General features: G+C 38.3%; 14 protein-coding genes and 2 tRNA genes. 9 read left to right on the forward strand and 7 right to left on the reverse strand.

Annotated features, from left to right (window positions below):
- Window positions 1–305: 305 nt before the first annotated feature.
- From BLR60_RS23180 to ileS, 3 genes are read right to left on the reverse strand one after another with little or no spacing between them, the layout of a single operon-like run.
- Entirely contained in the window at window positions 306–908 is a 603-nt protein-coding gene (locus BLR60_RS23180; protein ID WP_090504486.1) for a lipoprotein signal peptidase, read from the reverse strand.
- A complete protein-coding gene (locus BLR60_RS23185; RefSeq protein ID WP_010600357.1) occupies window positions 908–1,291 on the reverse strand; it encodes a TraR/DksA family transcriptional regulator in 384 nt (127 codons plus the stop codon). Before BLR60_RS23185 ends, BLR60_RS23180 begins: the two co-directional genes overlap by 1 nt.
- Before the next feature lie 29 nt (window positions 1,292–1,320).
- Window positions 1,321–4,944 (reverse strand): isoleucine--tRNA ligase, encoded by a 3,624-nt coding sequence (gene ileS / locus BLR60_RS23190; RefSeq protein WP_090504490.1) that lies wholly within the window; start codon window positions 4,942–4,944, stop codon window positions 1,321–1,323.
- 268 nt (window positions 4,945–5,212) lie between these two features.
- Between ileS and BLR60_RS23195 the strand changes: the two genes are divergently transcribed.
- Complete coding sequence (locus BLR60_RS23195; protein ID WP_090504493.1) at window positions 5,213–5,485, forward strand: hypothetical protein; 273 nt, start codon at window positions 5,213–5,215, stop codon at window positions 5,483–5,485.
- Window positions 5,486–5,757: 272 nt separating this feature from the next.
- Here BLR60_RS23195 and BLR60_RS23205 read toward each other — a convergent pair whose 3' ends face one another.
- The gene (locus BLR60_RS23205) at window positions 5,758–8,109 is read right to left on the reverse strand and encodes an efflux RND transporter permease subunit (protein ID WP_244155733.1); all 2,352 of its coding nucleotides are present in this window, start codon (window positions 8,107–8,109) and stop codon (window positions 5,758–5,760) included.
- Window positions 8,110–8,228: 119 nt separating this feature from the next.
- Between BLR60_RS23205 and recO the strand changes: the two genes are divergently transcribed.
- The 3 genes from recO (at window position 8,229) to BLR60_RS23220 (ending at window position 9,252) form a co-directional block, all read left to right on the forward strand.
- Window positions 8,229–8,954: a DNA repair protein RecO gene (gene recO, locus BLR60_RS23210; protein WP_090504499.1), complete on the forward strand. Its 726-nt coding sequence runs from the start codon at window positions 8,229–8,231 to the stop codon at window positions 8,952–8,954.
- Between the two features lie 89 nt (window positions 8,955–9,043).
- Window positions 9,044–9,121 (forward strand) — tRNA-Val (locus BLR60_RS23215).
- A gap of 53 nt (window positions 9,122–9,174) precedes the next feature.
- Window positions 9,175–9,252: transfer RNA gene (locus BLR60_RS23220), tRNA-Val, on the forward strand.
- Window positions 9,253–9,578: 326 nt separating this feature from the next.
- On the opposite strand, the gene BLR60_RS23225 is transcribed toward BLR60_RS23220, so the two are convergent.
- A complete protein-coding gene (locus tag BLR60_RS23225) occupies window positions 9,579–9,995 on the reverse strand; it encodes a VOC family protein (RefSeq protein WP_090504591.1) in 417 nt (138 codons plus the stop codon).
- A 123-nt stretch (window positions 9,996–10,118) separates the two neighbouring features.
- Between BLR60_RS23225 and BLR60_RS23230 the strand changes: the two genes are divergently transcribed.
- From BLR60_RS23230 to BLR60_RS23240, 3 genes are all read left to right on the forward strand, one after another.
- Window positions 10,119–11,030 (forward strand): UbiA prenyltransferase family protein, encoded by a 912-nt coding sequence (locus BLR60_RS23230; protein ID WP_090504502.1) that lies wholly within the window; start codon window positions 10,119–10,121, stop codon window positions 11,028–11,030.
- A gap of 92 nt (window positions 11,031–11,122) precedes the next feature.
- Window positions 11,123–11,749 (forward strand): class I SAM-dependent methyltransferase, encoded by a 627-nt coding sequence (locus BLR60_RS23235; protein WP_090504506.1) that lies wholly within the window; start codon window positions 11,123–11,125, stop codon window positions 11,747–11,749.
- A gap of 73 nt (window positions 11,750–11,822) precedes the next feature.
- Window positions 11,823–12,719, forward strand: a complete 897-nt coding sequence (locus tag BLR60_RS23240; protein WP_090504509.1) for an NAD(P)/FAD-dependent oxidoreductase — start codon at window positions 11,823–11,825, stop codon at window positions 12,717–12,719.
- Window positions 12,720–12,733: 14 nt separating this feature from the next.
- Here BLR60_RS23240 and BLR60_RS24995 read toward each other — a convergent pair whose 3' ends face one another.
- Both BLR60_RS24995 and BLR60_RS23245 read right to left on the reverse strand, forming a co-directional pair.
- Complete coding sequence (locus BLR60_RS24995) at window positions 12,734–12,898, reverse strand: hypothetical protein (protein ID WP_167354811.1); 165 nt, start codon at window positions 12,896–12,898, stop codon at window positions 12,734–12,736.
- A gap of 204 nt (window positions 12,899–13,102) precedes the next feature.
- Window positions 13,103–14,557 (reverse strand): amino acid permease, encoded by a 1,455-nt coding sequence (locus BLR60_RS23245; RefSeq protein ID WP_090504512.1) that lies wholly within the window; start codon window positions 14,555–14,557, stop codon window positions 13,103–13,105.
- Between the two features lie 797 nt (window positions 14,558–15,354).
- On the opposite strand from BLR60_RS23245, the gene BLR60_RS23255 reads away from it, so the two are divergent.
- Window positions 15,355–15,690: a PadR family transcriptional regulator gene (locus tag BLR60_RS23255; RefSeq protein ID WP_025145298.1), complete on the forward strand. Its 336-nt coding sequence runs from the start codon at window positions 15,355–15,357 to the stop codon at window positions 15,688–15,690.
- A gap of 14 nt (window positions 15,691–15,704) precedes the next feature.
- A complete protein-coding gene (locus tag BLR60_RS23260) occupies window positions 15,705–17,447 on the forward strand; it encodes a PspC domain-containing protein (protein WP_090504518.1) in 1,743 nt (580 codons plus the stop codon).
- Window positions 17,448–17,476: the final 29 nt, after the last annotated feature.

Genomic DNA, 17,476 nt, shown 5'->3' on the forward strand with positions numbered 1-17,476 from the left:
TGTGCCTTTATATCCGATTTGCTGATAAAGATCGTTCAGGTACAGCTCAAAAAGAAGTGGGCATTCTCAAACTTGAGGTCGATCATCAGGCTGCACATCATGAGTTACATCAGTCTATATCAGTTTCTCAACAACCCTGAAAAGCTAAATATTGGACGGAGAGATAACAGCGGTCTAAAAAGAGGGGCCTTGGAAATTGATTTTAAAACATAACCTAACTCAATTAGCCTAAAAACAAAGTATTTCCTTCTTTGTAAATTTTAACCGGACAACAGTGAAACAAGTTCAGCATGACGTATTGAAATCTAATCTTCTACAATTTCACTGTTTAAGCTTACATCGTCTTTTACATCTTCTTTAAAGTAGTTTTTCTGGAAGATCAGGATAAGTATCACCCCAACCGAAATTGCGGCGTCTGCAAGGTTAAAAACGGGTCTGAAGAAAACAAATTCCTCTCCTCCCCAAATCGGAAACCAGGTAGGGAAGTGGCCTTCGGCAATTGGAAAGTAGAACATATCAACTACGCGACCATGAAACCAGCTTTCGTAACCATAAATCTTTCCATAAAATACAGAATCGATAATGTTCCCTAATGCACCAGAAAAAATCAGGGCAACATTTAGAATTAAACCGCGGTGATATTTATGCTTAATAAGATAATGTAGGCCGTAACCGATTCCTGCAACAGCAGCAATACGGAAAAGTGATAAGGCTAATTTGCCAAATTCACCACCAAACTCCATTCCAAAGGCCATTCCGTTATTCTCCGTAAAATGGATAATAAACCACTTACCAATAATGTGGAACTCCTGCCCAAGGTACATGTTTGTTTTAACCCAGGTTTTAACGAGCTGGTCGGCCAGTAAAACCAAAAAGATAACAATTAAAGGTTTTGTATAGCCTTTCATTAACTCTGTTTTAATTTAGCTTCCATGCTTAAAGTAGCGTGAGGAACAGCGCGTAAACGCTCTTTTTGAATTAATTTACCCGTTTCGCGGCAAATACCATAAGTTTTGTTCTCGATACGCACCAATGCGTTCTCCAGGTTATCGATAAATTTTTTCTGACGCGCAGCCAATTGATTGATCTGCTCTTTCTCCATCGTTGCTGAACCATCTTCCAGTGTTTTGTAAGCACCTGAAGTATCTTCAGTACCGTTAGCGTTAGGATTACTTAATGATGAGGTAAGCGCATTAAGTTCCTCTTTTGCCATACGTAATTTATCTTGAATTAATTCTTTAAACTCTTGTAATTCACTGTCTGAGTAGCGTGTTTTGTTGCTGTTTTCCATGGTCTTTTCTAATTTTCTAATATATGGATTTATATTTTAGTTACTGAAATGCTTAACTCAACATCATCTATCACGATTTTGTTTGCATTATTTACATCATCAGTTAATTCAAATTCATCGGCCAAGATTTCGGCACAAATGTAATCCTTGTTTTTAGCAACTGCGCTGCTTACCAGGTTATCATTTTGTAACGAAACTTTAATCCTGTCGGTTACTTCAAAATTTAGTTCTTTTCGCAGATTTTGGATGCGGTTAACCAATTCGCGAGAGATTCCTTCCTGTTTCAGCTCTTCCGAAATGGTCACATCCAAAGCAACAGTTAAGCTGCCTATGTTGGTTACCTGCCATCCTGGTATGTCTTCTGCAAAAACCTCCACATCATCATTCAGATCAATAGCATGTTGAATGTTATCGGTGCCGAAAACATTGATGTAACCATCAACTTCCAAACGTTGGATGTCGTCTTGTGTCATGTTCTCTAAAGCTTCTTTTACGATGCTCATATCTTTGCCCACTTTTTTACCCAACGATTTAAAGTTTGGTTTCAGCTTTTTCTTTACAATGCCATGCGTATCGGTTATAAATTCGATATGTTTCACATTGGTTTCAGAAAGGATATAATCGGCAACTTTAGAAATCTTTTGTTCAAAATCGCCGTTTAAAGAAGGGATTAAGATTTTTGCCAAAGGCTGGCGTACGTTAATACTTGATTTTTTACGCAATGATAAAACCATTGAAGAGATATCCTGGGCATAAACCATTCTCTCGTTCAAAGCGCTATCTATTAAACTTTGATCAGCTTCTTTCCACAACGTTAAGTGAACCGATTCTGCAGCAGAGGCATCGGTTACAGTTAAGTTTCTGTACAACCAATCGGCAAAGAAAGGTGCTACAGGACTCATCAGTTGTGCCAGGGTTTCTAAACAGGTATAAAGTGTTTCGTAAGCAGCGCGTTTATCATCAGTCATTTCGCCTTTCCAGAAACGGCGGCGGCTTAATCTGATGTACCAGTTACTTAGATGTTCATCAACAAAAGTCTGGATGGCACGGGTTGCTTTAGTTGGCTCATAAGTATTGTAGCTTTCATCAACTTCGCTGATTAAATTCTGCAACAACGATAAAATCCAACGGTCTAATTCTGTCCTCTCTTCAACTTTGCTTAGGTTGTTTTTGTCGATCTCAAATTTATCGATATTGGCATATAAGGCAAAAAAAGCGTAGGTATTGTAAAGTGTTCCAAAGAATTTACGACGTACTTCGTCTAAGCCATCCAAACTAAATTTAAGGTTGTCCCATGGAGATGCATTGCTGATCATGTACCAACGCGTAGCATCTGCGCTATAGGTTTCAATCGTGCTAAAAGGATCAACCGCATTGCCTAAGCGTTTAGACATTTTGTTGCCGTTTTTATCCAATACCAGACCGTTCGAAACTACATTTTTAAAAGCTACACCAGGGTTGCCCACTTTTGCATTTACCGCTTTAATTTCATCGCTGGCTTCGCTCAACATTACCGCAATGGCATGTAAGGTAAAGAACCACCCACGGGTCTGGTCTACACCTTCTGCAATAAAATCAGCCGCATAAGCATTTTCAAACTCTTCCTTATTCTCAAACGGAAAGTGCCATTGTGCGTAAGGCATGGCACCGCTATCAAACCAAACATCAATTAAGTCGGGTTCTCTATAGTAAAGAACATCATTGTCTTCTCTGAAAAAGATATAATCAATAAATGGTCTATGTAAATCAAGATTATAAATTATTTCCTTTGAAATTTTGTCACAATAACTCTCGAAAAATGAAAAAGGTATATTATATAAAAGAAAATCAGCGGGAAAGAATACTCTTGATTTAAGAGCACTTATAGCAGTATTAATAGGGATTTCTTGCTCTAAAACTTTTAATGGATCTTCAATTCTATGTTTATTTATCCTTTCAAAAGATCTTTGCAAATCAATAGTATTATTTATTGCAAGATTTTGTAAATCTTTAGCTTTTTCTCTATTTAATATGTACCAACCCTTATTTAAAAAGTCTTCTCTGCTTCCTACACACTTCTCATCAATATAAGTTGGATTTTTCCAGATGGGCAATGGTGTTCCCCAATAACGCGAACGCGATAAATTCCAGTCAACCAGATTTTCTAACCAGTTACCAAAACGGCCTATGCCTGTCGATTCCGGCTTCCAGTTAATTCCTTTGTTTAATTCCACCATTTTATCCTTAACGGCTGTAGTTTTGATAAACCAGCTATCTAATGGATAGTATAAAACAGGCTTATCAGTTCTCCAGCAGTGTGGATAGGTGTGGACATATTTTTCAACCTTAAAGGCTTTGTTCTCTTCTTTTAATTGGATGGCCAATTCAACATCAACAGATTTTTCTGGTGCTCCGCCATCTTTATAATATTCATTCTTTACGTACTTGCCACCATAGTTTCCGCCTAGTGATGCAATGAATTTTCCTTGCAGGTCTACCAGTGGAACGGCGTTGCCTTTTTCATCCAAAACAAGCATTGGCGGTACTTCAGGTGTAGCCAATTTAGCCACCCTGGCATCATCAGCACCAAAAGTAGGCGCGGTGTGTACAATACCTGTACCATCTTCAGTGGTTACAAAGTCTCCGGAAATGATCCTAAAAGCATTTTCAGCATTTTGGTAAGGCAATGCATAAGGCAATAATTGCTCGTATCTTATGCCTACTAAATCTGCACCCACAAATTCTGCTAAAACAGTATATGGGATTTTTTTATCTTCAGCTTTGTAATTTGCAAAAGCTTCGTCGCTTTCGGCTAAAATGTATTTTCCGGCAAATTGTTTACCCACTAAAGCCTTCGCTAATACCACCTGGATTGGCTCGAAAGTATATTGATTAAAGGTTTTAACCAGTACATAATCGATCTTAGGACCTACGGTTAAAGCGGTGTTACTTGGCAAAGTCCAAGGGGTGGTTGTCCAGGCTAAGAAATGAACAGTACCAAATGATTTTAGCGCATCAGGCAAAGTTTCGTTGATGGCTTTAAACTGCGCAACAATCGTGGTGTCGCTTACATCTTTGTAAGTGCCTGGTTGGTTCAGCTCATGCGAACTTAAACCGGTACCTGCTGCAGGCGAATAAGGTTGAACGGTATAGCCTTTATATAAAAATCCTTTATCGTAAAGCTGTTTTAAGATCCACCAAAGGGTTTCAATATATTCATTTTCGTAAGTGATGTACGGATTTTCAAGATCAACCCAGTAACCCATTTTCTCGGTCAGGTCGTTCCAAACATCCGTATAACGCATTACCTCCGTACGGCAGGCTTCGTTATATTCGTCAACGCTGATTTTTTTACCGATATCCTCTTTGGTAATGCCCAGTTTTTTCTCCACGGCAAGTTCAATCGGAAGACCATGAGTATCCCAACCACCTTTACGTTTAACCTGGTAACCTTTTAAAGTTTTATAGCGGCAAAAAATATCCTTAATTGCACGCGCCATTACATGGTGAATCCCTGGCATGCCATTGGCAGACGGTGGACCTTCGTAAAAAGTAAACGGATTAGATTTAGGGCGCGAAGAAATACTTTTTTCAAAGATGTTTTCCTTTTTCCAAAAATCTAATATTTCCTGCCCTATTTTGGCAAGTTCCAGTTGTTTAAATTCGCTATACATCAATTAAGTACCTCAAAAAATTAAGGATGCAAAGTTAACAGAATTGGCTGAATTTTGGTAGTTTTGGTGTAAATACTTTTAACGTGAAATTATTTAATATTGGGCTAACATTGATGATTGTTGCCATAATTGTTTTGCCAATTATTGCGGTAGTAAGCCCATCTGACCGGGATTTTGTGCTATATGCTTTTTATTTCTGCGGTCTGCTAGAACTTATAGGACTTATTTTTGTTTTAATCCATATGGTAACACTAAAAAGAAAGACCCTATGATTAAGCTATTAAAATTGCAGAAGGCCGTTTTTGTGATTGCTGCAGGGCTGCTTTCTTTTATCGCTTATAAAATTCTGGATGCTAATGAGGTTAAGGGGAGCATCTATTTTCAAATGCTTGCAGGCGTACTCATCATGATTGGTGCGCTTTGGCTACTCTATCCAATTTTATTTGCCAAAAGAGATAAAGATGGCAATGCCGAAATTATTACCGATCCTACTGTTGAGGTTCCGGCTGATGAAGAGGAGAAAAAACCTGCAACAGAATAATCGTCTTAAATGACCAAAGATCTGTTTGAACTTACGTGTTCTTAAATGCCTTATGTGGTTTAAAAAGGCTTTTTGGAAAGCAAGACCTGCATTTCATTTTAATGTCAGCCCTGCTGTACGCTATAGCCCTCATGCTTCGGGGCTGCCGCTGCCATCAGGTTTAGATAACCTGCGCCTGAGCATAAATCGTATTCGACCGAAGCAAAGCGTAGTGTCTGCCCGTGCAGGCGGGGAGAGGTTTTTTGGATTAGATTATTAAATCCAAAAATCTCCTAATGATCAAACTCACCAGCGTTTTTCGCCGATTCCTCGTCAGAAACTACTTTTCTTACTTTCTTTTTATCTAACCACAAAACCAGTGCAGGCAATAAAGTTAAGTTGAAAATTAAGGCCACCAGTAAGGTTATCGATAGGAGCAAACCCAATACGACTGTTCCACCGAAGGTAGAAGCAGTGAATATTCCAAAGCCAAAGAATAAGATTAACGCGATATGTGTCATACTTACCCCCGTTTCGGTGATGGTATCGCTAATTACTTTTGGTATGCTAAAGTTCGTCAGGTTTAATTCCTGCTGGTAACGCGTTAAAAAATAAATGGTCTGATCGGATGCTAAACCAAAAGCGATGGTAAAAATTAAAATGGTAGAAGGCTTTAAGGAAATTCCAAAATAACCCATAATGCCAGCGGTAATAATGAGCGGAACAATGTTGGGCAACAGCGAAATGAACATAATGCCCAAACTTTTAAACTGCGCCAGTCTTAAAAGAGAAATCAATATAATAGCAAGGCCGATACTTTCTACCAGGTGCCTTAACATATAATCCGTTCCTTTAGAAAAGATAATGCTCGAACCTGTAAGTTCAACATCAAATTTGGATGGAGGCAAAATGCTGTCTATACGTGGTTTTAATTCAGCCATAATGGCGTCTAAACGCTTCGAACCTACATCAGCCATTTGAAAACTAATCCTTGTACTCTGATTTCCCTTACTGATAAAGTTCGTCAACAGACTTGCATTTCCTTTACCGCCGTTGGCAATGTAGGCCAGTATGAAATTCTTTTCTAAATTGTCTGGCAAACGGAAAAAGGTAGAGTCGTTATTGTAAAATGCCTGGGTAGCATATTTTAAGCCCATGTTTACCGAAATAGACCGCGAAAACTCCGGGTAAGCCGAAATCATTTTTTCCAATTTCTCCATTCTTTTTAGGTTGGTTAAATTGAAAACACCATTCTTTTTCTTGGTATCTACGCTTACTTCTAATGGTAAAATGCCCTCAAAATTTTTCTCAAAAAACTTTAAATCGGTTAAAATTTCAGAATTTTTAGGCAGGTCATCCACCACATAGCCATTAACATTTATTTTCATTACACCAATAAAGGCAATGATGGAGATGATAACTGTACCCACATAGATCAATCCACTTTTTTGCTGAACAAGTAAATCTGTTTTCACTAACAACTTATGCAAAAAGGCTTCTTCAACGTGGTTTTGTGCTTTAAGTTTAGGTACCGGCAGGTAGCTGAAAATAATCGGGATTAAACATAGGCACATTAACCAGGTAACCATTACGTTAATAGAGGCTACGCTCCCAAATTGCATCAGTAGCTCACTTCCAGTAAAATAAAGCACCCCAAAACCAATGGCTGCGGTAATGTTTGCAATTAGGGTGGTAATGGCAATCCGCTCAATGGTAATGCTTAAAGCTTTTTGTTTATCGCCATGCTTTCTCAGTTCATTCTGATATTTGTTCAACAGCAAAATACTGTTAGGAATGCCGATAATTACAATTAGTGGTGGAATTAATCCCGTTAAAATAGTCAGTTCGAAGCCGAATAAAACCAATGTGCCTATACTCCAGATTACACCCATTATAACCACTAAAATAGGAAAGAACACGGCGTAGAATTTTTTGAAGAAAATCAATAAGATTAAAGCCGAAACCAGGATGGATAAACCCAGGAACAATACAAATTCATTGCTGACCAGTTTACTTACCGCGGTACGGATATAAGGCAAACCGGAAATGTGCACCTGAATTTTGGTAGATGCCTGAAAAGCTTTTGCTTTAGCTTCAATTTCCCTTAAAATGGGATTACGTTCGGCGGTATTTAAGATTTTGGTATCGAAAGTAATGGCCATTAAGGTGGCATTCTGACGGTTGTAAATCAGCCCTTCGAAAAACGGGTTGCTATAAATGGTATTCCTGATTGAATCCATTTCGGTGTCAGTTTTAATCAAACCGCCAGGAAGCGGTTTTAAAACAAATTTTTGATTTACAGTATCTTTTTCGAGTTGAAAAATGCGTCCTGAAGATAAGACCTGTTTAATACCCTTTAATTTCTGAATATCATTAGAAAGCTGAACCCATCGGTTGTATACTTCTTTTTTAAAAATATCGGGCGATTGTATCCCCACCACCATTACACTCCCATCTTCACCAAAAGTCTTTTTAAAAGCATTGTATTTTACAAATGCACTATCGGTAACAGGAAGGATTTTACTCCCCGTGTAAGAGAGCTTTACATTTTTGGCCTGGTAAGCCATAAAAATTGTTCCTAATACAAAAAATACGATGATTGCGATACGGTTCTGAAGAATAAATCTCGATAGCTTAACCCACATGTGCAGCTTAGTTTTAATAATATTAAAGGCAAAACTAATCTTATTTATAAAATGGGATTACTTTTCGCACAATTAAATTTGCACAAATAACATACTTTTGAAAAAATTGTTTTAACCGGATGTTGCACAAAGTCAGGGGCATTGTTTTAAAGACTACAAACTACAGCGAAAGCAGTGTGGTAGTACAGGTGCTTACCGATAAATTTGGCATGCAGTCTTACCTGATCAATGGTGTTAAAAAACCAAAGGCGAAGATTAAGATGAATATGCTGCAATCGCTCCATTTGTTGGATATGGTGGTTTATCATAAGGTAAATACCAATATACAAAGGATATCGGAAGTTCGGCAAACGCCGGTTTTTAAAAGTATCCCTTATGATATGATTAAAACCAGTATTGTTATTTTTTTAAATGAAGTACTGTATAAGAGCATCCGTCAGCAGTCGGCTGATGAAAGTTTATTCGATTATATTTTTAATTCGATTGCCTGGTTTGATGAAGTGGAAGAGATCAATCCAAACTTCCATCTATCGTTTTTATTAAAACTTACCCGTTTTTTAGGTTTTTCTCCCAATGAGAAAAGAAGAAGTGATCAAATCTATTTCGATCTGCAGGAGGGAGAATTTACATCCCGGCCACCGATTCATTCCAATTACCTCCAATTGGATGATGCGATTGGCTTTATTTCACTGTTTAATTCGCCACTCGAAAAAATTTCTGAAATAAAAATGAGTAATGCGCAACGGCGATTTTTGCTGGATAAGATATTGGTTTTCTATACCTTACATACAGCTTCATTCGGAACAGTGCAATCGCATAAAATCCTTGAAACTTTGTTGAGTTGAAAAAAAAGAAAAAAAGATTTGCAGAACAGTTTTATAGCGCTATATTTGCATTCCCAAACGGAGAGTGGGACATTAAATTTGACAAATAAGGGAAATTAGCTCAGCTGGTTCAGAGCACCTCGTTTACACCGAGGGGGTCGGGGGTTCGAACCCCTCATTTCCCACCAAGCCTTTCAGGAAACTGGAAGGCTTTTTTATCAAATTTAACGCATACAAATAAGGGAAATTAGCTCAGCTGGTTCAGAGCACCTCGTTTACACCGAGGGGGTCGGGGGTTCGAACCCCTCATTTCCCACCAAGCCTTTCAGGAAACTGGAAGGCTTTTTTTATGCTGTCATTCTGAACGCAGTAAAGAATCTTTCATCGGAAGTAAATTGTTTTCTTAACGTATATCTAAAAGGATTTGATTAACATCAAATATTTTAAACGATGATAGTTTATTTCGTAAAGATCTTTCGCTGTGCTGCTATTGACAGGATCCACTAGTTCGGCCGTCATCTCGACTGTAGCGCAGCGAAATGCCCGCCTTTGCGGACAGGCCTGCCCGTACAGGCGGGGAGAGATCTATTTAGTTAGATTTCTCGACTGCGTTGCACTCCGCTCGAAATGACGCCAACTCGAGATTTAGCTAGGTTCCCATAACTCAATCTTATTGCCTTCAGCATCCATAATGTGAATAAATTTTCCATAATCATAAGTGGCAATTTCATCAAGTATCGTTACACCATTTTCTCTTAATTTTTCCACTAGCGCTTCAAGATTTTGAACACGATAATTAATCATGAATTCCTTTTTCGAAGGGGAAAAATATTCATCACCTTTTTTAAACGGACTCCATTGAAGTGATTCCACTTCATCGGGGTTATTGATGTTCCGGTAATCGAAACTCACAGCACCCCACGCATTGATTTCGACCCCTAAATTTTTGGCATACCAATCTTTTGTTTCCTTCGGGTTATCTGAAAAAAAGAAAATGCCGCCAATCCCCGTCACCTTTGGTGTGTTATCATTAGCTGAAGTTGAACTTTTTGTGTCTTCCATATTATTGTTGATTGAGATTTTTTTAGTTAATTTTCTTTCTAACCCCAAGATAGTAGAAAATCAACTTTATTATTTACCATATTCAATAATATATCCGAAATTGCTGACGAAAAAAAACTGTAAATGCTCGGTAAAATAATCAGGTTCATTTTCTTTGGGAACTATTTTGTAGGGATTCTGGCAGTAGCCCTTACGGTTGAGGCTACTCTTCAATTGAAGGTCCCATTTAACTCCCTCAATTATTACCTGTTGTTGTTTCTGGCGCCTACCATTTATTATACCTACGCCTACAATAAAGTTTCTACTGTACCATCCACTACTAATCCGCGTAATCAATGGTATTTTAAACATAAAACGTTTATTAATTGGAGTCAGGCTGTGCTATTTATCAGTTGCATGCTGTTGGCCATTAATCTGCTGTATCAAAACTTTCATCACATTCTGGCGCTCCCGATTAGTTATTGGCTAGCCATAGTCATTATTATTATCGCAGGCGGTTTATATTACGGCTTACTCCCCAAATCCTTCATTAAATTCAATCTCCGTAACACCGGGTGGTTTAAAGCTTTCGTTATCGGTTTTGTTTGGGCCTGTTGTGCCAATGTGTTACCCTTAATTATGCTTAAAATTGAAACGGGGGTGGGCTATCACGATTCGGTATTGTGGACTTGGTTATTTGTAAAAAACTGGATGTTCTGCACCGTAAACGCCATCATTTTCGATATTAAAGATTATCCTACAGATGCGAATAAACACCTGCGCACTTTTGTGGTACGTTATGGTTTGCGAAGAACCATTTTCAATATTTTGATTCCGCTTTTAATTATAGGTTTAATCTCATTAGGCATATTTGCCAGTTACAAAGGCTTCGGGATACCGCAGGTTCTATTCAATGTTCTGCCATTTGTTTTGACGATTTATATCGCTTATTCCATGCATAAAAGAAAAAATATCCTGTATTACCTGATGGTGATTGATGGACTGATTTTATTTAAGGCAATATGCGGGATAATAGGAATGCAGTTTGTACATTAAGCTGAAAGACTAAAGCGGAAAGACCAAAGCGTATTTACAATCGAGAAATTTATCTTGATACTTGATTCTCAATACTTGATACTACTACAAAAATGAACAACAACTATGATAAAATAGCGAATCATTACGATACTTTAAGCCGGTTGGTGTTTTTTAAATCGCAGGTTAATGCTCAGATTGATCAACTTCATCATATTCAAAAAAATAGTTCAGTTTTAATTGTAGGTGGTGGAACAGGATGGATTTTGGAAGAAATTGCCAAAATAAATCCAGGCGGCTTGAAGATTGTTTACGTGGAGATCTCGGCTAAAATGCTGGCACTTTCTCAGAAGCGAAACTATAGAAATAATCAGGTCGAATTTGTTAATCTTGGTATAGAGGATTTCGGAACTGACATTTTATTTGACGTTATTTTAACGCCATTCCTTTTCGATAATTTCGCTGAACAACGGGCTGCAAAAGTGTTTGAGCAGTTAAATCGCTGTTTAAAGAGAAAGGGCCTTTGGTTTATAGTTGATTTTTCCCTTAATAAAGTCAATGGAAACTGGTGGAAATGGCTACTGCTTAAATCGATGTATAGCTTTTTTAAATTACTGGGAATTGTAGAGGCCAATCAATTAATTGACATGAGTCCTTATTTTCTAAATGCAGGTTATCAGATCTTAGAACAACGTTTATATTATGGGAACTTCATTAAGGCGGTAATTTTCAAAAAATAAAATGACATTCATTTAATGCATCCGTGTTGCATTTGAAATATCAATTCAGATCTTTGTATCAAAAGATAAGGATATGGATTTTGATGTAATTATAATTGGCGGCAGCTATGCAGGTTTGTCTGCCGCATTAACCCTTGGCCGTTCAACCCGCAACGTTTTAATAATCGATTCTGGTAAACCTTGCAACCGACAGACGCCGCATTCACATAATTTTTTAACACACGATGGCCATCGGCCCGCTGATATTGCCAAAGCTGCAAAAGAAGAAGTGCTAAAATATTCAACCGTTAGGTTTTTGGAAGGAAAAGCTATTTCAGCTGAGCGGATTGATGCAGGTTTTAGTGTTGCCGTAGAAAATGCTGGTAGTTTTACGGCCAGGAAAATTTTATTGGCCACAGGTTTAAAAGATGTGCTGCCCGATATTAAAGGATTGGCAGCATGTTGGGCCATTTCTGCAATACACTGTCCTTATTGCCATGGGTATGAGGTAAAAAATGAAAAAATCGCTCTGTTGATGAATGGTGAGCATGCCTTTGAAATGGCCAAAAACCTTCAGCTCTGGAATAAGGATCTAACCATTTTAACCAACGGAAAATCAGAATTAAATGCAGAGCAGACCAAAAAGCTGAAATCTGAATCGATTACTATTTTAGAAGAAGAAATTGTTGAAATGGAACACCAAAATGGTCAGCTCGATAATGTTGTTTTTAAAAACGGAGAAAGATTAAATTTTAAGGCAATATATGTTAAACCTGAAATAGAGCAACATATAAACTTTAACGAGCAATTGGGGTTTGAACTAACAGAGCTGAAAACCATAAAAGTTAATGAACAGCAGCAAACTACTGCCGAAGGCGTTTACGCTGCAGGAGATTGTGCAACCTTGTTCAGGTCGTTGTCTTTCATTACAGCTGCCGGAACAATGGCTGCAGTAATGATTAATAAGGAGTTGATTTCTGAAGATTTTTGATCAATCATCAGAAATTAAAATAAGATGGCACCAATAATAGTGACAATAAACATTGCTGCAATAACAATTCTATCGGCTGTAATCCATTGGTCTCTGGTAAGTGGTTTTGCAACTTTTTTTATGGTTTCAGCTTTATGCCTCGAAAGCCTGAAAATCGATGTGTCTAATTTAATAATCATAGGATGATGTTTTAATAGGGTCGATTTTACTAGGGCAAATCCCAAGCCAATATTTAAGAAAAATGTTAAATTGTGGATAACTAATTTTTTTTCTTAATTAATTGATATTTATATGGTTGTAATTACAGTAGTTATTCAGAAAACGCAAATGGGTTGTATGGAACATCAACAACCCGTTTGACCAATGTGTATAGTAAAAGTTTATTACGGATTGTCGGACTGTTTTTCCATGGTATTTAATTTACTGTTCTTTTTGCCATATCCGAAGTAAATGGCTAAGCCAATTACCAGCCAAACTGCAAGCCTTAACCAGGTTTCCCAGGGTAAAAATGCCATCATGGCAATGCAGGTTAAAATACCCAAGATTGGGATTAATGGTACCAAAGGAACCCTAAACGGGCGTTTGGCTTCAGGGTTTGTTTTTCTTAAAATCAGGATACCTACACATACCATTAAAAAGGCCAGTAAGGTGCCAATGCTGGTCATTTCGCCCACCACATTCATGGGGACAAATGCCGCAAAAAGACCAATAAATAAACAAAGGATAATGTTCGACTTATATGGTGTTTTAAATTTTGAATGCACATCAGAAAACATCTTTGGCAATAGCCCATCTTTACTGATGGAGTAAAACATCCGCGATTGTGCCATTAAATCGATCAGGATTACAGATGTATAACCGATCAGAATGGCCAGAATAATGGCCTGACTCAACCAGGCGTAAGGTGTTTTTTCGATGGCAATGGCTACAGGGGCGCCGCTATTGGCAAACTCCTTATAATTGGCCAGACCAGTCATAACGTGCCCGAACAATCCGAATAAAACCGTACAAACCACCAGAGATCCAATAATGCCGATGGGTAAATCTCTCGCCGGGTTTTTGGTTTCCTGTGCGGAGGCGGCTACGGCATCAAAACCAATAAATACAAAGAAGACTAAACCTGCACCTCGTAATACACCGCTCCATCCAAACTGACCAAATGTTCCGGTATTTTCGGGGATATATGGATGATAGTTTGCGGGATCGATATATTGCCAGCCAAGTGCGATAAATACCAAAACTACGCCTACTTTCAGAAATACAATAATTCCGTTTACAATGGCCGAGCCTTTTGTACCTCGGATCAATATAGCCGTCATCAATACCACAACCAATGCTGCGGGGATATTAATGATGCCGTGAACAGCAGAACCATCTGCCAGTTTAGCGGTTTCAAAAGGAGATAGGGTGAGCTGCGGAGGGAGATAAATGTGTAAGCTGGCTAAAAACCGGGTTAAATACTGCGACCAGCTGATGGCTACAGTGGCACAACCCACAGAGTATTCCAATACCAGATCCCAGCCTATAATCCAGGCGAAAAGTTCGCCCATGGTGGCATAAGAGTAGGTATAAGCACTACCTGCAACAGGAATCATAGAGGCGAATTCTGCATAACATAAGGCTGCAAAACCGCAACCCAATGCTGCAATTACAAATGATAAGGTAACTGCAGGCCCGGAGTGATTGGCTGCTGCCAAACCTGTAATCGAAAATAAACCGGCACCAAGCGTTAAGCCTACGCCAATTAAAATTAGGTTTATAGGGCCTAAGGTTCTTTTGAGTGTTCCTTCGCCGCTTTCGTTTGCCTCGGCAACAATGCTGGCAATAGATTTCTTCATGAAAATAAGGTAAGAAGCTGCAAAATTATTAAAATATATTAAATCTATCGTGTTTATATATTTAATAAGATGGTAATTTATGCAGTTTGAATTCTTTTACTGCTCTATGCCGCAGGGGCATGGTACTTTGGAGCGCCAAAGTACCCAAAGCGCTCTGTCAATCCAACAAGGTGGCTTCACACTGGCCCAAGCTCATCAAAAAAACAGCGGCACTTTGTTTTGTGTTCAGACTATTCATAATATCAAACCCTCGTTTATGAACACAAAACCACTGCGTTCCAGGTTTGTTAGTGCCTTTTTGTTCTGTAGAGCACCTGTTTTTTTGATCCTTCTGCCACTTGGGATTGACGGCGTCCTTCGCTGAAACTTGTGCTCTGTTAAAGTCTGTTAGCAAAATGCCTGAATTATTATTAAAAGATGTTTCTATCTGGTTGAATGAAAAATAGGGATGCAGAATATACCGTTCTGGCATTATTCCAAAACCATAAATAGTACCACCAACGCACTCTCAAATAAACCTGATAGAACCAGATAGCTCCCGATTTAAGTAAATGTTTGTATTTAAGAACTATCTAAATCGGGACTATAGGTGATAGCAGGACTGCAAAAACCGAAGCATTACAAGGCCTTGCTTTTCTAAAAAACAGATAAAATTTCTATCTTTTAATGAATTTTTTCTAAAACACGAAATTTTAATTAAAATTATTTATCTGATAATCAGTTATTTGTAATTTTACTTTAATTTATTTTAGTACTATGTATTGCATGGTAGTATATAAAACATATATCTTTGTTATATGATAGCAGAAAATACGCAAACGCAAATGCGGAAGGGAATTCTGGAATACTGTGTTTTATCAATCATCTCACGGGGCGAAATTTATGCTTCGGATATTATTGCCGAGTTAAGATCGGCAAAGCTGCTGGTGGTTGAGGGTACATTATATCCATTATTAACCAGGCTTAAAAACAATGGTTTGTTAAGCTACAACTGGGTAGAATCTACCTCAGGCCCACCGCGTAAATATTATACCTTAACCGAAGATGGTCGGGGCATTTTATCACAATTAGATCAAACCTGGCAGGAGCTGGCTTATGCTGTAGGTATTTCACAAAAAGGAGCCAATTCATAATTAGTTAAAAAGAAATGGAAAAGACCATCATCATTAATATAGGAAACACGATTATTCACATTGAAGAAAGTGCTTACGAGCTCTTAAAAGCCTACTTGAACGAAGTAAAACAATATTTTGCCAACCATGCAGATGACCTTGAAATTGTAACGGACATTGAAAACCGGATTGCAGAGTTGCTTACCGAGCAATTGGATGAGCAAAAAAAACAAGTGGTAGATTCGGCAAACGTAAACTCGGTGATTGCACAAATGGGTAGGGTACAGGATTTCGATACAGCTGAAGAAAGTGAGGAAGAACCTGTGATTAACAGTACCTACCAACACCAGTATGTAGAGAAAAAATTATACCGCGATATGGACGACCGTGTGGTTGCAGGTGTTTGTGCCGGTATTGCACATTTTGTAAATGCCGATCCTAAATGGATCAGGTTGGCAACGTTACTGATCAGTTTTGCAGGTGGATTTGGAATATTGGTATATGCGATACTCTGGATCATCATGCCGAAAGCAAAATCCCGGATCGAACGCATGGAGATGAAAGGTGAGCCTGCAAACCTTCAGGGGTTTCAAAAGAACCTGGATGAAGAATTACAAGCAGTTAAAGAACGCTTAGGCGAAGTAAATAAACATGCGCAACCCATATTTGCCCGACTGGGGATTTTTATTGGTGAGTTTTTTGAATGGCTTGGTCGCTTTATTTCGGGCACTGGTAAGGTTATTTTTAAAGTAATTGCAGGTTTCATTATCGTTTTTGGCGTACTCTTTTTACTTACTTTAATTATTGGTACAGCTGCTTTTCAGGGGTTTTGGGATGCCAGCATTTATGAATATTTTCCCTTCTCTATTGTTAATGAAGGTAATAGGGGCGCCATTTTATTTGGTGCATTTATGGTTTGCTTTGTACCGGTTTTGGCTTTGGTATTATTCTCCATCAGGGTAGCCTTTAATAAACAGGCCATTAATAAAACACTTTCTTTCGCACTGTTAATCATCTGGTTGGCAGGTGTGGCCGTTACGGGTTATCAGGCGGCAAAGATTTCATCGGAATTTAAGCAACATGCAGAGTTAACGCAAACAACTGATTTAAAAGCTTATCCGGTTTATACCATCAATATTGATAAAAGTAAATACTTCAGTAAAGAAGATAGCGTAGCTTACCACATTGATGCGAACAACCGCCATCAGATTGTAGTTGATGATTTTGAAGACGGACCATTTGTGTCTCCGAACCGGATCCGTATTGATATTAATAAAAGCGAAACGGGTGTTACACGCTTAACACAAAAGTATGAATCGCAAGGTAAAACCTTTCAAAGTGCCTTGCAAAATGCGCAGAACATTAGCTACAACTATGTAATGAAAGATTCGGAACTGATTTTTAGTCCGCGGTTTCAATTGAGAAAGGGAAGCATCTGGAGAAACCAGGAAGTAAGGTTAAACCTTGAAATCCCGGTGGGAACCAGGTTAATTTTGAAGCAGGATGCTTACCGTTACGTTAATAATTATTGGACCTGGGAATGTAATGACAGTGAAAATGACCACAATGATTACAGTGTTTGGGTGATGACAGACGACGGTTTGAAATGCGTAGCCAAATTAAAAGAAGAGGCGCTAAAAAAACAAAAGCTAAAAGGAGAACTATTTGATTTGGAACAGTTGAAAAAGAGTAAACCTACGGATACCCTTTACCAGGATTCTGTTTCAAACCGGATTAGGGAGGTTAAAGAAGAGTTGGGGATTGAGCCTGAGCAATAGCAATTTAAAGAACATAAACCTACTAAAAT

The organism is Pedobacter terrae, from assembly GCF_900100705.1.
GTDB lineage: Bacteria > Bacteroidota > Bacteroidia > Sphingobacteriales > Sphingobacteriaceae > Pedobacter > Pedobacter terrae.

Coding starts and splice junctions, on each gene's coding strand:
- BLR60_RS23180 (WP_090504486.1), bottom strand. CDS start 908: ATGAAAGGCTATACAAAACCTTTAATTGTTATCTTTTTGGTTTTACTG.
- BLR60_RS23185 (WP_010600357.1), bottom strand. CDS start 1,291: ATGGAAAACAGCAACAAAACACGCTACTCAGACAGTGAATTACAAGAG.
- ileS (WP_090504490.1), bottom strand. CDS start 4,944: ATGTATAGCGAATTTAAACAACTGGAACTTGCCAAAATAGGGCAGGAA.
- BLR60_RS23195 (WP_090504493.1), top strand. CDS start 5,213: ATGATTAAGCTATTAAAATTGCAGAAGGCCGTTTTTGTGATTGCTGCA.
- BLR60_RS23205 (WP_244155733.1), bottom strand. CDS start 8,109: ATGTGGGTTAAGCTATCGAGATTTATTCTTCAGAACCGTATCGCAATC.
- recO (WP_090504499.1), top strand. CDS start 8,229: ATGTTGCACAAAGTCAGGGGCATTGTTTTAAAGACTACAAACTACAGC.
- BLR60_RS23225 (WP_090504591.1), bottom strand. CDS start 9,995: ATGGAAGACACAAAAAGTTCAACTTCAGCTAATGATAACACACCAAAG.
- BLR60_RS23230 (WP_090504502.1), top strand. CDS start 10,119: ATGCTCGGTAAAATAATCAGGTTCATTTTCTTTGGGAACTATTTTGTA.
- BLR60_RS23235 (WP_090504506.1), top strand. CDS start 11,123: ATGAACAACAACTATGATAAAATAGCGAATCATTACGATACTTTAAGC.
- BLR60_RS23240 (WP_090504509.1), top strand. CDS start 11,823: ATGGATTTTGATGTAATTATAATTGGCGGCAGCTATGCAGGTTTGTCT.
- BLR60_RS24995 (WP_167354811.1), bottom strand. CDS start 12,898: ATGATTATTAAATTAGACACATCGATTTTCAGGCTTTCGAGGCATAAA.
- BLR60_RS23245 (WP_090504512.1), bottom strand. CDS start 14,557: ATGAAGAAATCTATTGCCAGCATTGTTGCCGAGGCAAACGAAAGCGGC.
- BLR60_RS23255 (WP_025145298.1), top strand. CDS start 15,355: ATGATAGCAGAAAATACGCAAACGCAAATGCGGAAGGGAATTCTGGAA.
- BLR60_RS23260 (WP_090504518.1), top strand. CDS start 15,705: ATGGAAAAGACCATCATCATTAATATAGGAAACACGATTATTCACATT.